At 61.3% G+C, this 17,798-nt stretch carries 14 protein-coding genes; 6 read left to right on the forward strand and 8 right to left on the reverse strand.

Annotated elements, in window-relative coordinates:
* Positions 1 to 8: 8 nt before the first annotated feature.
* The 5 genes from pheT to rpmI form a co-directional block, all read right to left on the reverse strand.
* The gene (gene pheT / locus ACILSO_RS01000) at positions 9 to 2,399 is read right to left on the reverse strand and encodes a phenylalanine--tRNA ligase subunit beta (RefSeq protein ID WP_395735484.1); all 2,391 of its coding nucleotides are present in this window, start codon (positions 2,397 to 2,399) and stop codon (positions 9 to 11) included.
* Positions 2,400 to 2,441: 42 nt separating this feature from the next.
* Positions 2,442 to 3,467 (reverse strand): phenylalanine--tRNA ligase subunit alpha, encoded by a 1,026-nt coding sequence (locus tag ACILSO_RS01005; protein ID WP_395735485.1) that lies wholly within the window; start codon positions 3,465 to 3,467, stop codon positions 2,442 to 2,444.
* 63 nt (positions 3,468 to 3,530) lie between these two features.
* On the reverse strand, positions 3,531 to 4,388 hold the full coding sequence (locus ACILSO_RS01010; protein WP_395735486.1) for a metallophosphoesterase: 858 nt from the start codon (positions 4,386 to 4,388) through the stop codon (positions 3,531 to 3,533).
* Between the two features lie 280 nt (positions 4,389 to 4,668).
* Positions 4,669 to 5,061 (reverse strand): 50S ribosomal protein L20, encoded by a 393-nt coding sequence (gene rplT, locus ACILSO_RS01015; RefSeq protein WP_395735487.1) that lies wholly within the window; start codon positions 5,059 to 5,061, stop codon positions 4,669 to 4,671.
* Positions 5,062 to 5,182: 121 nt separating this feature from the next.
* Positions 5,183 to 5,398, reverse strand: a complete 216-nt coding sequence (gene rpmI / locus ACILSO_RS01020; protein ID WP_294385490.1) for a 50S ribosomal protein L35 — start codon at positions 5,396 to 5,398, stop codon at positions 5,183 to 5,185.
* A gap of 188 nt (positions 5,399 to 5,586) precedes the next feature.
* On the opposite strand from rpmI, the gene ACILSO_RS01025 reads away from it, so the two are divergent.
* From ACILSO_RS01025 to ACILSO_RS01035, 3 genes are all read left to right on the forward strand, one after another.
* Positions 5,587 to 7,257: an ATP-binding protein gene (locus tag ACILSO_RS01025; protein ID WP_395735488.1), complete on the forward strand. Its 1,671-nt coding sequence runs from the start codon at positions 5,587 to 5,589 to the stop codon at positions 7,255 to 7,257.
* 46 nt (positions 7,258 to 7,303) lie between these two features.
* On the forward strand, positions 7,304 to 8,407 hold the full coding sequence (locus tag ACILSO_RS01030) for a 6-bladed beta-propeller (protein WP_395735489.1): 1,104 nt from the start codon (positions 7,304 to 7,306) through the stop codon (positions 8,405 to 8,407).
* 94 nt (positions 8,408 to 8,501) lie between these two features.
* Positions 8,502 to 9,080, forward strand: coding sequence for a SixA phosphatase family protein (locus ACILSO_RS01035; protein WP_395735490.1), 579 nt, complete (start codon positions 8,502 to 8,504; stop codon positions 9,078 to 9,080).
* A gap of 182 nt (positions 9,081 to 9,262) precedes the next feature.
* Here ACILSO_RS01035 and ACILSO_RS01040 read toward each other — a convergent pair whose 3' ends face one another.
* Positions 9,263 to 10,081: a helix-turn-helix transcriptional regulator gene (locus ACILSO_RS01040; RefSeq protein WP_395735491.1), complete on the reverse strand. Its 819-nt coding sequence runs from the start codon at positions 10,079 to 10,081 to the stop codon at positions 9,263 to 9,265.
* A gap of 184 nt (positions 10,082 to 10,265) precedes the next feature.
* Here ACILSO_RS01040 and ACILSO_RS01045 point away from each other — a divergent pair, with 184 nt between their 5' ends.
* On the forward strand, positions 10,266 to 11,129 hold the full coding sequence (locus ACILSO_RS01045; RefSeq protein WP_395735492.1) for a phosphoenolpyruvate hydrolase family protein: 864 nt from the start codon (positions 10,266 to 10,268) through the stop codon (positions 11,127 to 11,129).
* A gap of 116 nt (positions 11,130 to 11,245) precedes the next feature.
* Positions 11,246 to 13,405, forward strand: a complete 2,160-nt coding sequence (ftsH, locus tag ACILSO_RS01050) for an ATP-dependent zinc metalloprotease FtsH (protein WP_395735493.1) — start codon at positions 11,246 to 11,248, stop codon at positions 13,403 to 13,405.
* A 53-nt stretch (positions 13,406 to 13,458) separates the two neighbouring features.
* Here ftsH and ACILSO_RS01055 read toward each other — a convergent pair whose 3' ends face one another.
* Positions 13,459 to 16,194 (reverse strand): helicase-related protein, encoded by a 2,736-nt coding sequence (locus ACILSO_RS01055; RefSeq protein ID WP_395735494.1) that lies wholly within the window; start codon positions 16,192 to 16,194, stop codon positions 13,459 to 13,461.
* 16 nt (positions 16,195 to 16,210) lie between these two features.
* Positions 16,211 to 16,852, reverse strand: a complete 642-nt coding sequence (locus tag ACILSO_RS01060; protein WP_395735495.1) for a hypothetical protein — start codon at positions 16,850 to 16,852, stop codon at positions 16,211 to 16,213.
* A gap of 84 nt (positions 16,853 to 16,936) precedes the next feature.
* On the opposite strand from ACILSO_RS01060, the gene ACILSO_RS01065 reads away from it, so the two are divergent.
* Positions 16,937 to 17,374 carry a GAF domain-containing protein gene (locus ACILSO_RS01065; protein WP_395735496.1) on the forward strand — a complete coding sequence of 146 codons (438 nt, stop codon included), beginning with the start codon at positions 16,937 to 16,939 and terminating at the stop codon, positions 17,372 to 17,374.
* Positions 17,375 to 17,798: the final 424 nt, after the last annotated feature.

The raw sequence follows: 17,798 nt of genomic DNA on the forward strand, positions 1-17,798 counted from the left end.
ACAGGATTTTACCTCCGAACCACGGCCGGCAAGGACTTCTCCAGCGCCGAGAGAATAGCCGTGTGGGCGGCATCGACTTCGGCGGTTTCGAGGGTTTTGTCGGAGGAGCGGTAGGTGAGGGTCCAGGCGATGGATTTGCGGTCTTTGGCGATCTTGGTGCCGGAAGGGTCGGTGAAGACGTCGAAGACTTCGGCGCCGACGAAGAGCGGGTGCTTCTGCGTGGCGAAGAAGGCGGCGACCTTGGCGTGAGGCAGGTCGGCGGGGACTTCCATGGCGACGTCTCGCGTCATGCCGGGGAAGCGTGGGAGTTCTTCGAATTTGGCGGGGCCGGCAACGCCTTGGCGCAGGGCGCTGAGGAGAAGCTCGGCGACATAGACGGGATGGCGCGCATTGATTTCGCGCGCGCGGGCCGGATGAAGCTGAGCGATCCAGCCTAGGATGCGATTGCCGGAGCGAAGCTCGCTGGTGAGGAGGAAGTTCGCGGGGTTTTCCTTGGCGGGACGGACTTCGATGATGGTGCGGGTGAGGTTTTGAATCTGACCGACGAGTTCGTGGATGTCCGCAGGCGATGTTTCGCGACCGTGCCAGCTAGTGGGTGATACTGGGCCGCTGAGAAGCAGGGCGAGGCGCTCTTCTTCGCGGCTGCCACCTTTTGGCTGGGTGAGGAAGACGCGACCAAGCTCGAAGAAGCGGAGGCGGTGGAGGCCCTGGCGGATATTGAGCGCGGCGGTGGCGATGAGGCCGGTGACGATGCTGGGGCGCAGGGTGGTGTGGTCTTCGCTGAGCGGGTTTTTCACGGCCACGCCCTGACCGCCACCGAGGCTGTCGGCGAGCTGGGCATCAGCGATGAGGCGCAGTGTTTGGGCTTCGAAGAAGCCACGGCTGGCGAGGGTCTGGCGCAGGCCCATGGCGAAGTCATAGGTGCGGTCCGCAGCCTCGACGGGCGATGCGACGGCGGCCTGACGTGATGGCACGCGATCGAGACCGATGACGCGGGCGACTTCTTCGACGAGATCGACGGAGCGCTGGAGATCGAGGCGATAGGTCGGGATGGTCCAGAGGCTTTCGTCCGCGCCGGAAGACTTCTTGATGAGGCCGAGCTTGGTGAGGATGGCGTGGATTTCAGCGGCGGGCATGTCTGGCGTGCCAAGCAGGCTGCGCCCACGCGTTTCATCGAGCGTGACTTCACCAACGAGAGCGGGCGCCGCACCTGCGACGTGGACGACGTCTTCAGCAGTGCCGCCGGCGATTTCGAGGATGAGCTTGGTGGCGAGTTCGGAGCCGCCCTGGACCTGCTGGGGATCGATGCCGCGCTCGAAGCGGTAGCTGCTGTCGCTGCTGAGGCCGAGGCGGCGTGAGGTGCGGCGGATGCCGCTGGGTGCGAAGTAGGCGGCTTCCAGGAGCACGTTGACGGTGGCTTCGGTGACGCCGGTTTCTTCACCACCCATGACGCCGGCGATGGCGACGGGACGCTGGTTGTCGGCGATGACGAGGTCGTCGGTTTTCAGTTCGTAGGTCTGGCCATCGAGAGCGAGGAATTTTTCTCCTTCAGCCGCCATGCGGACGGTGATGCCGCCGTTGAGCTTGTCCTGATCAAAGCAATGCAGCGACTGGCCCATCTCCATCATGACGTAGTTGGTGATGTCCACGATGCTGTTGATCGGGCGCAGGCCGATGCTTTCCAAACGAAGACGAAGCCACTCGGGGCTGGGGCCGACTTTGACGCCTTTGATGATGCGGGCGGTGTACAGCGGGCAGGCAGACGGAGTTTCAAGTTTAATGTTTGAAGTTGCAGGTTGAGCTGCAGTTGAGGTCTTGGCGTAGTCGCGCTGGCCTTTGAGGGGCAGGCCGGTGAGGGCGGCGAGTTCGCGGGCGAGGCCGAGGTGGCTGAGGAGATCCGGGCGGTTCGGCGTGATCTCGAGATCGAACAGCACATCGGCGGGATAGAGCTTGTTGAAGACGGTGCCGACGGGGGCATCTGGCGCGAGGATGAGAAGGCCGCCGTGGTCTTCGCCGAGGCCAAGCTCCTTGCCACTGCACATCATGCCCATGGAATCGACGCCGCGAAGATTGCCTTCTTTGATGGCGAAGCCACCGGGTAAAACGGCACCCGGAAGAGCGAGCGGCACTTTGTCTCCGGCTTTGAAATTCTTCGCGCCACAGACGATCTGGCGCGGCGTGCCGCTGCCATCATCCACCTGACAGACGCTGAGCTTGTCCGCTTTCGGGTGCTGCTCGAAGGACTGGATCTGCGCGACGACGACTTTGTCTGTGGAGACGCCACGCTCTTCGATGCCTTCGACTTCCACACCGGCGAAGGTGAGGAGATCGGAAAGCTGCGGGACGGTGTAGGAACTCAGGTCAAGGTGAGTGCTGAGCCAGGAGAGAGAAACTTGCATGACAGAAGAAGGGCGAAAAAAATCAGAAAAGGGACAGGAAGATCACGCGGCGAACTGCTGCAGGAAACGGACGTCGTTTTCGATGAGGTGACGGATGTCGGTGATGCCGTGCATGATCATGGCGAGGCGGTCGAGGCCGAGGCCGAAGGCGAAGCCGGTGGTGGTGGCGGGATCGAAGAGGGTATCGCCACGGGCTTTGTTGACCTCGGCGAAGACGGCGGGATCGACCATGCCGCAGCCGGCGATTTCGATCCAGCGGGCGTCTTTGCCTTTCGCTTCGAGTTTCACGTCGATCTCGAAGCTTGGCTCCGTGAAGGGGAAGAAGTGCGGGCGGAAACGCACGGCGGTGCCGGCACCGAAGATCTCGCGGAAGAAGTATTCGAGCGTGCCTTTGAGATCGCCGAGGCTGACGTCAGTATTGACGTAGAGGCCTTCGAGCTGATTGAAGACGCTGAGGTGGGTGGCATCAATTTCATCGCGGCGATAAGCAGCGCCGGGAGCGATGATGCGAATGGGCAGCGCTTTGGCGGCCTCCATGGTGCGGATCTGCACACTGGAAGTGTGGGTGCGCAGCAGGCGGCCATCGGGAAGGTAGAAGGTGTCCTTCTCATTGCGAGCAGGGTGATCGGCCGGTGTGTTCAGCGCATCGAAACAATGCCACTCGGTTTCAATCTCAGGACCTTCGGCGAGGGCGAAGCCCATGCGACGGAGCGTGCGGATGGCGAGATCGCGGATCTGTGTGAGTGGGTGCAAGGCACCGATGCCTGCGCCAGGACGGCCGGGCAGCGTGATGTCGATGCCTTCGACGGCCTTGGCATCCTGCGCAGCCTGGAGGGCGAGCTTCTTGGTGTCGATGCCTTCGGTGATGGCGGTGCGGACTTCGTTGAGCTTGGCACCGACTTCCTTCTTCTGATCGACGGGCACATCCTTCATGCCCTGGCTGAGGGCGGTGACGCTGCCTTTTTTGCCAAGAAAGTTTACCCGAACGGCTTCGAGGGCGGATTCATCCTGGGCGGCTTCGAGGGCGGCGAGAGCCTGGGTTTTGAGAGAGTCGAGGTCGGAAAGCATGGAACCGGCCACATAGCTGCGACCCGGCCTGCATGCAACCGTTGGAACGAGCGTCTCCGCGGCTCAAGCACGGGCGAGCACCGGGCTGCGGAGGGTCAGCTCGGTCACCTCCGGAGGGCAGCCGATGCGCAGGGGGATGCCGATGCAGCCGATGCCGCGGTTCACATACATTTGCAGGCCCCCGACTTCATAATGGCCGGCGAGGTATTTTTTGCCGTAGGGGGCACGGCGCAGGGACATGGGTGCCTTGCCGCGGAAGATGAGCTGGCCGCCGTGGGTGTGTCCGGAAAGTTGCAGGGCTTTCACGCCTGCGGCAGCGATCGTATCCGCAGCATCAGGCTCATGCATCATGAGCACGAGGGGCTGGCTTTGCTTCCAGTTCTGCAGGGTCTTGCGGAGGTCCGGCTTGCACACGTAGCGGGAGTCAAATCCGCCGAGAAACAGCGTCCCTTTGTCGGTGCGGATGCTGCGGGTCTCATTGCGCAGCACAGGTATGCGGCGCTCGGTGAGGGCGCGGATGACTTCGGGCGCGCCGCTTTGGAAATCGTGATTGCCCAGGCTGGCATAGACGCCATAAGGCGCGTGAAGCTGGGAGAGAATTTCAGCAACCTTGGGTGCCGGGCGTGCGGTGTGGGTGACGAAGTCGCCGGTGAGGGCGATCATGTCCGGCTGCAGGGCATTGCAGGCGGTGACGCTGTGAAGAATGTCTTCCTCCGTGGTGAAGGGTTCCAGGTGCAGATCGCTAAGCTGGGCGATACGGAACCCGTCCATGGCTGGAGGGAGGCCGGGCACCTGGATTTCGACGCGCTCAACGATGAGCTTTTGTTTGCGTTCGCGTGCGACGGCGGGTGAAGCAGCGCCAACGGCAGCCAGCATGGTCAGCTGGCGCAGGATGTTGCGGCGGGAGTGAGTTACGGGCATGATGGATGATCAATGGGCTGGCTCAGTGAGAGCATGTGCGCGCATGTGATGATACGAAGGCGCATGAAGGAACGACGCACCAGGAGGGCGACGTCTCCTTTATGCTGACAATCATGCACCGCAAACGCTCGAAATTCAATCTTGGATTCGCGAGGGGTTGCGGCAGGGAAGAGAGCGTTGCGCTCATCTCGCGGAGCGAGATGGCTACTGTATCGAAACAAAACAGCCGGAGCTTGTGGCCCCGGCTGTTGGTTTAATTAAGTTGGTTGTTGCCGGCAGATTAAGCTGCTGCGGCCTTCGGCGCTTCATCAGCTTTCTTGCCCAGCGCGGCCTTGGCCTGCTGAACGAGGGCTTCGATGGCGGCGATGTCCTTGACGGCGAGGTCGGCGAGGACCTTGCGGTCAAGCTCGATGCCGGCGAACTTGAGGCCTTCCATGAAACGGGAATAGCTCAAGCCGAGAGGACGGGTAGCGGCGTTGATGCGCTGCACCCAGAGGTTGCGGAAGCTGCGCTTCTTGGCCTTGCGGTCGCGGGTTGCATAGGTTTCGGCCTTGCGGACGGCGTCCTTCGCATAACGGAAATGCGTGGAACGGAAGCCGCGGTAGCCTTTGGCTTTTGCCAGCACGCGCTTACGGCGCTTCCGGCTGGCGGGGGAGTTGGTGGCTCTGGACATGTATCTTTCTCTATGATCAGGCTGTTGTTTGGGTAGCGATGACCTGCCTCACCTGGTCGAAGGCCTCACGAGTGAGGCCAGGCATGTTCATCGTGGTCTCTATTGAGAGACCGTGGGAGTCTTAGCGATGGGAGAACGGCATGTTCGCCTTGATAGCTTTGACATCCACTTCCGCCACGAGGGCGACTTTACCGAGGTTACGCTTCCGCTTGCGATTCTTGTTCTGCAGGATGTGGCGCTTGCCTTGTTTACGGCGCAGCACCTTACCCGTGGCAGTTATTTTGAACCGCTTGGCGTAAGCTTTCCTCGTCTTGGCGATACCGGCATTTTTGGACATAGGGGCGGCGATGGTAAAGGAGAAGCACGTTTCGGCAAGGTGTTTTTCACACTGTACGGAAGTCTGTGGCGTGGTGGCCTATACGCCGCCTCTCAATTATGGGAGTCAAAAAACTCCAGAATATCAAAAATTAAAGTTGTCTTAATAATCTAAGATTGCTAAATGAACTGGAATCACGCGGATAATTCATGACTTCTTCTCCCTCCACCTCCTCCGCAAATCCAGCAGCGATCGCTGAGCTGGAGCAGGGGCTGGAGCACCTGAAGGTGGCGAATTATTACCTGCGCGTGGCCCTGGACCAGGTGGCGGACGGCGTGGTGATCGTGGAAAGCGAAGCAAGCGATCCAAAATGCGGGCCCAAGGTGCTGTTCAGCAACGCGGCGGCTGCCATGCTGGCCGGTGCCGACCCAGAATCCGGCCTGCGCGGCCTTGGCCTGAATGATCTGGTGGCAGGAGAAAAAGATGCGGCAACCCTGCGCCAAAGCCTGCGTCTGGCCGTGGACCAGGGCGGCTGCCATGAGTGCGAATGCGCGCTGCAGAGCCTGCGCACCCAGACGCCGGTGCCCAGCAAATGGCGGGTGCGTGCGGTCTTTAACGGCATGCGCAAGCTGCTGAACTACACGATTCTCATCAGCCCAGCGGCGCAGAGCATGGCTGCCGCCGGTGGAAACAAAGCCGAGGTGAAACCGGCGGTGGATGATCTGGATGCCCAGTCCGCGCAGCTGCGGAAGGAAAACCTGGCTGCACTGGCCCAGGGGATCGCCCATGACGTGAATAATCTGCTGGGTCCGGTGACGGTGCGCCTTTCCGCCTTGATTCAACAGGTGCAGGACCACCCGGCGCTGGCCAATGAACTGCAGCTGGTGTTTGCGGGCCTGAAGCGGGCGAAACAGTTCACCTCCCAGGTGGTGACGGCATCGCGGTCAACGCCGCGCAAGCTGGAGCCGACCGACATTCTGTCCGTCATAAGAGACACCGTGGAATTTGCCGGTGCGGGCTCGAATGTGCATGTGTGCGTGCGCAACGACGAAAATCTGCGGCAGGGCATGGCGGATCCGGTAAAGCTGAGCCAGGTGCTGCAAAACCTGGTGATGAACGGCATCCAGGCGATGCCGCACGGTGGTTACATGGATGTGCAGGCGCTCAATTACGTCGTGGGCGCCGAAGGGGAGGGCAAACTGAAGCCGGGCAAGCATGTGAAGATCATCGTGCGTGACCGCGGCTGTGGCATCGCGCAGGAAAACCTGGACCGGCTGTTCCGCGAATCCTTCACCACGAAGCCGGACGGCAACGGCATCGGCCTGACCACGTGCAAGCGCTTCATTGATGAAATGGGAGGCGACATCCGAGTGGCATCCACGCCGAACATTGGCACGGAATTCACGCTCATTCTCCCTGCCGCAGCAGGCGCCGATGGCACGCGGCCGCTGGTGCCCGCAGACACAGCGCCGGTGCCGCTGAAGCATGGCAAGGGGACCGTGCTCATAGTTGATGACGAGGATGACCTGCGCAAAGTCGCGCAGATGATCCTGAGCCGCTGCGGTTATGAAGTCGTGCAGTGTGACAACGGGCAGGACGCGGTGCGCATTTACCAGAGCCTTTTCCGCACGGGTACGCCGCCGGACGTAGTGCTTATGGACCTGACGCTGCGCGGAGGCATGAACGGCACGGAAACCGCGGCCGAGATCCTGCAGCTGGATCCTGACGCACGCATCGTCTGCACCAGCGGCAGCGTGACTGAAGAAGTGCAGATGGTCTTCCTTGAGCGAGGCTTTGTTGGCGTGCTGCCCAAGCCCTACGAGGCCGGCGAGCTGACACAGGTGGTGCACCAGGTGGCCACGATGATGAAACGCCATTGAGCGAGGGCCACCTGCGTGCTTGAGTGACCGTTTCCGCTCCCTCCGCATGAAAACACGCCGCCACTTCCTTTCCGGCCTGGCCACAGCAGCCGCCGCCACTTTCACTGAAACCCTGCGTGCGGCGCCCGACCCGAAAAAAGACGTGGTCATTGGCCACGGCGCCCATCGGTACAAAGTGAACAAGGAATGGGTGCCCGCAGGCCAGGGCCGGCATCACCCGATCCTCAACTGCCACGAGATGGTGCAGGTGAAAGACGGCCGCCTTTTCATGGTCGGCGATCATTGGGACAACCAGATGCTCGTCTTCAAACCGGACGGCACCATCCTCGACTCCTGGGGCAGCGTGTGGCCCGGCGGCCATGGGCTGACACTTTCCGATGAGAATGGCGCGGAGTTTCTTTTCGTGACCGACAGCGGATTGTGGAAGTCCGGCAGCGGTGGGTATCGGCAGACGGGGCGCGTCACCAAGACCGACCTGAGCGGCAAGGAGATTTTTTCCATCAGCCATCCCATGAGCGTGGGCGCCTATGAACCGGACATGGTTTTCAATCCCACGGAAACCGCCATCGCGCCAAATGGAGACATCTATGTGGTGGACGGCTACGGCTCGCAGTTTGTGCTGCGCTACGATGCGCGGGGGAAGTTCATCCAGCGCTTCGGCGGCAAGGAAGGCGTGCCTGCCGAGGAGCGCCTGAACAACGCGCATGGCATCGCCATTGACACCCGGGCCGGAGCGGACAAGGCCACGGTCATTGTGACCTCACGCGCGGACAACTGCTTCCGCCGCTTCACGCTGGATGGCAAATACCTCGAAACGCTGGCCGTGCCCGGGGCCATGGTCTGCCGCCCGGTCATCGCCGGCCAGGAGCTTTACGCAGGCGTGTGCTGGTCCAAGACGCCTGAGATCAACAAACTGCCGCAAAACCCCAGCGGCTTCACCGTGGTGCTGGACGCCGGCGGAAAAGTGGTGAGCGCCCCTGGTGGCACCGAGCCTGTGTATGAAGAGGGCAAGCTCAAGCCGCTGATGCAGGCCGAGCGCATTTTTGATCATGGCCACGATGTCTGTGTGCTCGAAAACGGGGATCTCATCGTCTGCCAGTGGAACGCTTTTCAGACATACCCGGTCAAGCTTGAAAAAGTGGGCGTGTAGGCCAGCCCCCCATTTTCATGATTGCGCAGCCGCAAGGTTCAGCCATTTAGGCTCTGTCAAATCTCCCGCCATCCACCAAGTCAGCTCCCTATTCATGAAGTACCTTACGATCGTGCGACACGCCAAATCCAGCTGGGGACAGCCTGGACTCGCGGATCATGATCGCCCGCTGAATGAACGAGGGCAGCGCGCGGCGCCTGCGGTGGCAACGTTTCTGCACAGGACCTATTTCGGGGGGAACGGCTCCCCTGCCCTGCTGCCACGGCCGGATAGGCTGGTGACCAGCACGGCGCTGCGCGCGCTGAGCACGGCGCAGATCATGCGAGAGGTCTTTGCCATGCCGGTGGAAAGCCTGGTGCTGCAGTCCAAGCTCTACCTCGCGGAGGCCGACACCATTTTGGACGTGATGCGGGGGTTTGAAGAGAGCTGGAACCATGTGATCGCCTTCGGCCACAATCCCGGCCTGCATGACTTCGCGGAGCACATCCTGGCGCGTGCAAACATCCCGAAAGTGCCCACCTGCACGGCCATCATCATGGCCTTCCCCCACGAATTCTGGGGCCTGGCAGACTGGAACGAAGCGCAGCTGATCGGCTACATCACACCCAAGTCGCTGGAGCGGCGGTTCCCGGAATTGTATGCGGGGATTTCGCGTGAGGATGGGGATGATTGAGGAATCTGCCACAGTTCACACAGGCCGCTTCTTCGTCACAGGACGCATCGTTTGCAGCCACACATGACGTTGACGGAGCTTGTCAAGCATTTCCAATTTCTCCAACCATGGCAATGCACGCAACCTGCGGCGCTCAGCTTCCTTGGATTGAATGATTATACGGATTGCCGTGCAGCAGTTGCTCACCCGCCCACCCGGCTCCGATGCTCACTCGGCCGCCAGCCGATCCATTTCTTGAACGTGTTGCTAAACACAAACGGGTTCTGATACCCCACTTCGTGGGAGATGGTTTCGATCTTGAGGCTGGTGGTTGAGAGGAGTTCGGCAGCTTTGCGCATGCGCAGCCAGGTTACGTGGTGCATGGGGGTGCGGCCGAGGGCGCGGCGGCAGAGGCGGCGGAGGTGCTCGGCGCTGACGTGGGCCTGATGGGCGAGTTCGTCGAGGGTCCAGTCGTAGCCGACATTGGCGGAGACTTTTTCCCAGATGCGGTGCAGGCGGTCGTCCACCTGCCAGGGCTGGGCGAAGCGCTCAATGTAGTGCTGAATCAGCTCCACCCAGTGAAACATGGCGGCGGGCTGGGCGGCGTTTCCGGCTTCTTCAATGACACCCTCGATGGCATGCCACAGCGCCTCGCCGGCAAAGGGAGCCATCAGGGGGGAGCTGCTGCTGAGGATGGGAGTCTGCTCGGGCTGCTGCTCATAGCGTACCCAGCAGCAGCGCCAGATCTTGCCGGGGACGGCATGGAAGGCATTCACCATGAAGGGGGGCAGCGCCACGGCCATGCCCGCGCTGCATTTTTTCCAGGCACCGTCCACCAGCACGCGCCCCTCCCCCTCCAGGCAGGCGAGGAAGTAGAGCCCGCCCTGATGCATGCGCACGATGCGGTAGGGCGCACGCGCCGTCATGACGCCGGCATGCGCGATGCGATGGGTGGCCAGCGTGGTGCAGAGCGGCGCACTGCGCAGCCAGGCGCGGGTGTCGCGCTCCGATCCGCGCACCATGCGATACACGGTGTCAGGTCCGTGAGTGTGCGTTTCGGATAGCTCTTGGATGGCATTTTGAGCGTGCATAAACGTGAGTTTGCGATTGTTTGCCGTCGTTGGCCGTGGTTTGCAATGGTTTCCCAATCAACTGCAAGCGCGCGCAGCGCCAACCACTGCAAACAACTGCCAACCACCTACTGCCATGCCCAATCCCTGGACCGGAATCGGAAATCCCTACACGAAACAAGAAGTCGTGGACCGTCTCAAAGCCACCCGGGCCAAGGGAGAGCCGATCATCGCGGCGGGAGCGGGCACAGGCATCAGCGCCAAATTCATTGAAAAGGGCGGCGCGGATTTGATCATCATCTATAACAGCGGGCGCTTCCGCATGATGGGCCATGGCAGCACCTGCGGCCTGATGGCTTATGGAGATGCGAATGCGATCGCCATGGAGATCGGCGAATATGAAGTGCTGCCGGTGGTGAAGGAGATCCCGGTGGTCTGTGGCGTGCATGCCACGGACCCACGCCGCCGCATGTGGCACTGGCTGGGCAAAGTGAAGGAGATGGGCTTTTCGGGTGTGAACAACTTCCCCACCCACACCATCGTGGACGGTCACTTCCGCGGCGTGCTGGAAGAGACGGGCATGAGCGTGGAGAAGGAATTTGAGATGGTAGGACTGGCCACGCGGATGGACCTGTTCAGCATCGTGTATGTGGCGACGCCTGAGGAGGCCATCAAAATGGCCAAAAACGGCGCGGACGCGATCATCGCCCACGTGGGCACCACGGTGGGTGGCAGCATCGGCGTGACAAATGCAGTGGTGAGCTGGGACCACACGGTGAAGGTAACGCAGGAGATCATCGATGCCGCGAAGAGCGTGAATCCGAATGTCTTCACCCTGACCCACGGCGGCCCCATCAACACCCCGAAGGACGTGGAATACATTCTGAGCAAGACCACAGCGGACGGGTTTGTGGGAGCCAGCAGCCTGGAACGAATGGGAGTGGAGGAGTCTCTGACGAGCCTGACCCGGGAGTTCAAAAAGGTGCCCTTCGGACGCTAAAATCCCCGTATCCCCCATAAAGGACACTTTAGCACTCGCGAAGAAACGCTTTTTGCAAAAAAATTACCGGCGTGTATGCTGGGACTCGCGTTACTAAGATGTAACACCCCCAGCTCATGTCAGACGACCCCTTTAACAACCGCCCCGAGGGCCCCAACCGCCGCAACCAAGATCCGCAGTTCAACTGGCGTGGTTTCATGCTCTTTGCGCTCGCGATCATGCTGCTGATCGCGGCCTTTGTGATGAACAAAGGAATCAACGGCGGCTCCAAGGAGCTCGATTACGCAGAATTCAAGACCCACGTCGAAAACGACCGGATCGACAAAACCAAGAAACTCTACCTCAAAAACTCGGACGCCACGTCCAAACAGACCATCGAAGGATTTTATTTCCCGATGCCTTCTGCTGGCGCCTCTGCCATTGCGAAAGCAGCCGAGCCGGTGGCGGCTCCGGATCTGAGCAAGCCCCTCTCGCCTGAGACGGACAAGAGCGCTCCTGAAAAAAGCACCCCTGAAAAGCTGCCGGCGCACAGCGTCTCAAAGCTGGACTCCAAGGAGTTCAATGTGCAGGTGAACGTGAATTTTCAGAAGGAAGAGCTGCGTGAGCTCCTGAAAGCGCACGGCCTGGTCCTGATCCCCAAGTTTGATCCCGAAATGTGGTCCTCCGTCATCGGCTTTCTGCTGCCGCTGCTGGTGATCCTGGCCTTCTTCTACTTCCTGGTGCGCCAGCAGCTGCGCAGCGCCGGACGTGGAGCCATGAGCTTTGGCAAGAGCAAGGCCAAGATGCTGGCCCAGGACCGCAACAAGGTCACCTTCAAGGATGTGGCAGGCGTGGAAGAGGCCAAGGAAGAAGTGCAGGAAATCGTGGAATTCCTCAAGGACCCGAAGAAGTTCCAGCGCCTCGGCGGCAAGATCCCCAAAGGCGTGCTCATGACCGGCCCTCCCGGCACCGGCAAGACCCTGCTGGCCAAGGCCATCGCCGGCGAGGCCGATGTGCCGTTCTTCAGCATCAGCGGTTCTGACTTCGTCGAAATGTTTGTCGGTGTGGGTGCCAGCCGTGTGCGCGACATGTTCGAGCAGGGCAAGAAGAACGCCCCCTGCCTCATCTTCATCGATGAAATCGACGCCGTGGGCCGTCATCGCGGACATGGCATGGGAGGCGGACACGATGAACGTGAGCAGACGCTGAATGCCCTGCTCGTCGAAATGGACGGCTTTGACACGCAGGAAGGCATCATCATCATCGCTGCCACAAACCGTGCCGATGTTCTGGACCCTGCGCTCCTGCGTCCCGGTCGTTTTGACCGCCAGGTCACCGTCAATCTTCCAGACGTGAAGGGCCGCGAGGAAATCCTGCGCGTGCATGCCAAAAAGGTAAAGCTGGCCGACAGTGCGGACCTTTCCAAGATCGCCCGCGGCACTCCCGGATTCTCCGGTGCGGAGCTGGCCAACCTTCTCAACGAAGCGGCGCTGCTGGCCGCCCGCAAGAACATGAAGTCCATCACCAATCCGGAGCTGGAAGAAGCCCGTGACAAAGTGCGCTGGGGCCGTGAGCGCCGCAGCATGGCGCTGACGGAGAAAGAAAAGGAAAACACCGCCTACCATGAGGCCGGACACGCTATTCTCATCGAGGTGCTCGAACACACGGATCCTCTCCACAAGGTGACCATCATCCCTCGCGGCCCTTCGCTCGGCTCCACGATGTGGCTGCCAGAGGAGGACAAGCACAACGACCGCAAAAGCGAACTGGTGGACGACCTCGTGGTGGCCATGGGTGGCCGAGTGGCCGAAGAAATCCAGTTTGGCGATGTGACCAACGGCGCCAGCGGAGACATCCGCATGGCCTCGCGCATCGCCCGCAGCATGGTCTGCTCCTGGGGCATGAGCAACAAACTGGGCATGGTGGAATACGGCGAAAACGAAAGCGCCGCCTTCATGGGCCGCGGCACCAGCAACTACAGCCCGGACACGGCACAGAAGATCGACGAGGAAGTGAAGCGCCTCATTGATGAAGCCTATGCCGAAGCCAAGGCCATCCTGCTGAAATACAAGGACAAGCTCGATGCCATCGCCATGGCGCTTCTGGAATACGAAACGCTGGACGGCTCGCACATCAAGGAACTCATGGAGCATGGCCGCCTGATCAATCCGCCGGAAAGCCGGAGCAAGCCCCCGCCCCCACCGCCGCTGCCCAAGGCGACGGACTCACGTCCTGTGAAGCGTGAGGACGAAGACGATGGCGGTCTGGCTCCCGGGCTGACCGGAGTGCCGGCGTAACCGACGACAGAGTACCACTCACACCGAAGCCGAAGTCGAAAGACTTCGGCTTTTTATTTCAGCCTCAGCACCAGCCGCACCGCATCAAGGCGCAGGGCGGTGGCCGCGATCGCAGTAGAAAGAGCCTCCCGCTGTGCATGCAGCGCGGTGATTTCCTCGGCACGCACGTGGGGATTGCGCGCCTGCAGGTCTTCAAGACGGGCTATCTCTTCGTCCAGTTGCTTGCGCATGGCAGTGACGGCACGCTGCTGCTGCGTTTTGAGCTGGGCTTCGGCAAGCTTCTGCGCCTTGCTGAGCATGGCGGGAAGAAGCTTGTGACGCACGGCTTCGTTTTCGACGGTGCGGGTGGGATCTCCCGGGGTGAGCCTGGCGCGGCTGAAAGCAGGATCTGCACTGAGATCGCGGCCCTGGTGATCGACCGCGATGCGCAGAGGTGTGGCGGGCATGAAGCGTGTGGCATGCAGCGCCGGAGGTGCGATGCATTCGGCGATGAAACAGGTCTGCAGGACGAGCCCTTCGCCACCGGAGGCTTTCCAGAAGGCAAAGCCCGCATTGCCTGCGGGAGAGCCGAGCAGCACATCGAGGGCTGCACAGACCAGCGGATGATCCCAGCTCATGAAAGCTTCATGGTCGCGGGAAAGGGCGCGCTCCCGATCAAAGGAAAACGTGAGACCTTCTTCCGGCAACGAAGGCAGGGCATCGGTGATGAGATTGTCCGGCCGGATGTACCAGGTGCGGTGCGTCATCTCCTCCACATGCATGCCAAAGTGATCCAGCAGGCGGATGAAAAAGCGCTCGAAGTCGAGCTGGGCGTCGACATCGCGGATGCGCTCGATCATGCGTGCGGCGAGGCGGGGCTTGCAGGAGTTGAGTTCGAGGAGGCGGTTGTGACCGCGTTCAAGCTTCTGGCGCACTTCGAGCCGCAGCGCCTTGCTGCGGCGGATGCACGCAGCGAGTTTTTTGGAATCAAACTCCGCGCACAGCGCTTCGATTTCAGCGGCAAAGCTGTGCAACAGCTGCGTGGCGCCCTGCAGGCTGTGCTCGAAGGCATCCAGCCCTTCATGGTACCAGCGGGCAAGCACCTCCCCTTCCCCGCCGGTGATGAACGGCACGTGGATGTTGATGGCTCCCTTCTGGCCGATGCGGTCGAGACGGCCAATGCGCTGCTCCAGCAGTTCGGGATCGCGGGGGAGATCGTAGAGCACGAGGTGCTGGGCGAACTGAAAATTGCGCCCTTCGCTGCCGATTTCTGAGCAGATCAAAATGCGCGCGCCTTCGGGATCGGCAAAGGCAGCGGCGTGGCGGTCCCGCTGCATCAGGGTGAGCCCCTCGTGAAAAAGCACCGCGTGGACATTGATCTCGCGCAGAAGACGCTCGTGGACGTCTTCGGCCAGCTTGCGGGTGCGGCAGATGAGAAGGACCTTGGCCTCTCCCAGTTCCCGCAACGTGGCGGCAAGCCAGCGGATGAGCGTGTCTTCCGGCGTGGAATGGTCCTGCACGCCGAGCGGACGGAGATGACACCGGCGCGGCGGGAAGCCCTGGATAACGGCGCGCGTGTTGCGAAACATGACGCGGCCGGTGCCGAATTCATCGAGGAGGTCGGCCACCAGGCGCTGGCGGGCGGATTCCTCCCCGGCTGCCAGCTGAGCAGCGTGCTGCTGGACACGCGGAGAGTGGCTGGCGAAGAGCTCACGATCCGCATCGCTCATCTGCCCCCCTTGCAGGATGCGATCGACGACCTGGGCCACCGCCTCGTAGCGGGAGGATTCGGCCAGAAACTCGTTCAGATCGCCATAGCGGTCGGGATCAAGAAGGCGGAGACGGGCGAAATGGCCTTCGGCACCGAGCTGCTGCGGCGTAGCTGTCAGCAGCAAAACGCCTGACACACGCCGGGCAATGGCCTCCACGACCTGATAGGCGGTTCCTGGCGATTCGACCGTCCATTCAAGGTGGTGAGCCTCATCGACAATCAGCAGGTCCCAGGCAGCCTCTGCGGCCTGCAGGGCGCGTTTTGGCGAGCCGCTAAGCAGGGACAGAGGGCAGAGCACGAGCTGGCTGTCGAGGAAGGGATTGCCCTCGGGGTCGCCGGCTTCGATGGCGGCGCAGCGCTCTTCATCGAAGAGGCTGAACATGAGATTGAAGCGGCGCAGGAGCTCGACAAACCACTGGTGCGGCAGGGCATCCGGGACCAGCACGAGAATGCGCGAGGCGCGGCCGGTGAGATGGAGGCGGTGCAGGATAAGGCCGGCTTCGATGGTTTTGCCAAGCCCCACTTCATCCGCCAGAAGCACGCGCGGCAGGAGTCGTGCAGTGACATCCGCGGCGATGGACATCTGATGCGGGATGGGATCGACGCGGCCTCCGATAAAGCCGCGCACCGGGGAAGCCTGCATGCGGCAGCGCCACTCGACGGCTTCAGCGCGCAGGGCGAAAGCCTGAAGATCATCAATGCTGGCGGCAAGGAGGCGTTCCTGCGGCCCCCCCAGGCTCAGAGTGTCCGCGAGGTCAGCCTCGGGTATGCGGTGCGGGCCGCAGTGGTAGAGCAAGGCGCCGTCAATGGAACTGACAGAGTCGATTTGATGCTCGGCCCCATCCCGCAGGGTGATTTTGTCGCCAGCCTGGAAACTGGCGCGCCGGAGGGGGGCGCCATTGCGTGCGTAGCGGCGCTGCTCGCCTGCGGCAGGAAAGCGCAGGTCGATGAAGCTGCCTTCAATGCTGCTGACGATGCCGAGGCCGAGTTCGGGCTCGCTTTGACTGATCCAGCGCTGGCCGGGTGCGGGGACTTCCATCCGGTAGGAACGCTGTTTACTTTTCTTTGGGGCCAAAGATACGCTTCCAAAGAGACTTTTGCTTTGGGGGCTCAGGAGCAGGGGCCGGCTGGGCAGAGCCTTGCTGCTGCATTTGCATCTGCTGCTGTTGATATTGCAGCTGCATCTGCATCTGGGGTGTCATTTGAGTCGGAACCTGGCTGGGAGGAGCCGTGGTCTGCGTGAAGTCCATCACGCCAGGACGGATGGTGGGGGCGGCCCGAGGATCCACATTGATGACCTGGGGCTTTTTGGCGTTGCCCTGGGCATCGTAGCCATAAATCACCTGCTGATAGCACTGCCCGTTGAGATTGAAGGACCGCATTTCAGTGGCACGGCCATAGGCGTCGAAATAGACCTGGGAGCGGGCGACGAGATTGCCCCGGCCGTCGTAGATGTGCCCCTGGGTGGGCAGGCCGCGCTCGTTGAGGAGATAGTGTTTCTTGGCCACAAGAGCGCCGCCAGGGTTGTAGGTGGACTCGATGAGCTCGTTGGTGGTCTTGTCGAGGATGGTCTCAGAGTGTGAGTTGTCCTTGTGATAGGTGCTCTTGGCCACAATGGGCGCATTGGACTGGACGGCCGGCTGCGCAGCGGCAGATGTCAGCCAAAGAAGGACAAAAAAAGCAAAGCAGGATTTCATGACAGAAACGAAGATTGCACCAGAGTAACGCCTGCGCCCGCCGCGACAACGACAAATCCTGCCTTCATCCGTCCCCCTTTTCCTATGATTTCCACCCCTCCTCCCACCTGGGCAGAGTTCCTTTCCCAAACGATCACGGATTTCGGCTGCACGACTGGGACGCTGCACCGTCTGGATCCTGCGGACCGCCACCTGAAACTGGTGGCGCATCAAGGCATTCCAGAAGCTCTGATGCCGATCATCCAGTCGATTCCGGTAGGCAAAGGCATCGCCGGAGTGGCGGCCGAGCGGCAGGAGCCCGTGGAGATGTGCAATTTGCAAACGGACACGTCTGGCGTCGCCAAGCCGGGAGCAAAACAAACTCAGGTGCAAGGCACGCTGGCCGTGCCTGTGATGGATGGAGCGCGCCTGTGCGGCACGCTGGGCATCGGCAAACTGGTGCCCTATGACTTCACCGAGGAAGAGAAAAAACGCCTGCTCAATATCGCCCGGCAGGTGGCTGCGCGACTCCTGCCCGGTTGATTTCAACCAAGCAAAAGGCAGCGTGGCGGGCAAGGCCTGCTTCCAGCGGGGTAGCCGGCCATCACACCACGACCTCTTGAAATTGGGTCTATTTCAGAATCGAAGCCGGAGCCCGATTCCGAACAGGGCCAGCAGCATAGCCCCCGCCCGTCGGTCGACCGTGTTTGGCTCCATGGACGTAGTTTGCTCCAGCGCGCACTCCGCCAAACCGCCCGCCTACGAGGACATTCGCGCGTCATAAGCCTTTCAACATGCTGACAGATGGGGGGCCGTCCCGCCTCCCGCGTATGAATGTCGGAAAGGCCTGCCGAAAACCTTCGCTGGGTCAGAGCAAGTCTCGTTTTCAACCACTCGTGATACGAAAAGCCCGATCCAGCCTCCAGGGCGGATCGGGCTTTCTGCTTGTGCACAAAGCAGCGGAGCT

The sequence above is a fragment of the Prosthecobacter sp. genome (genome assembly GCF_044226605.1).
GTDB lineage: Bacteria > Verrucomicrobiota > Verrucomicrobiia > Verrucomicrobiales > Verrucomicrobiaceae > Prosthecobacter.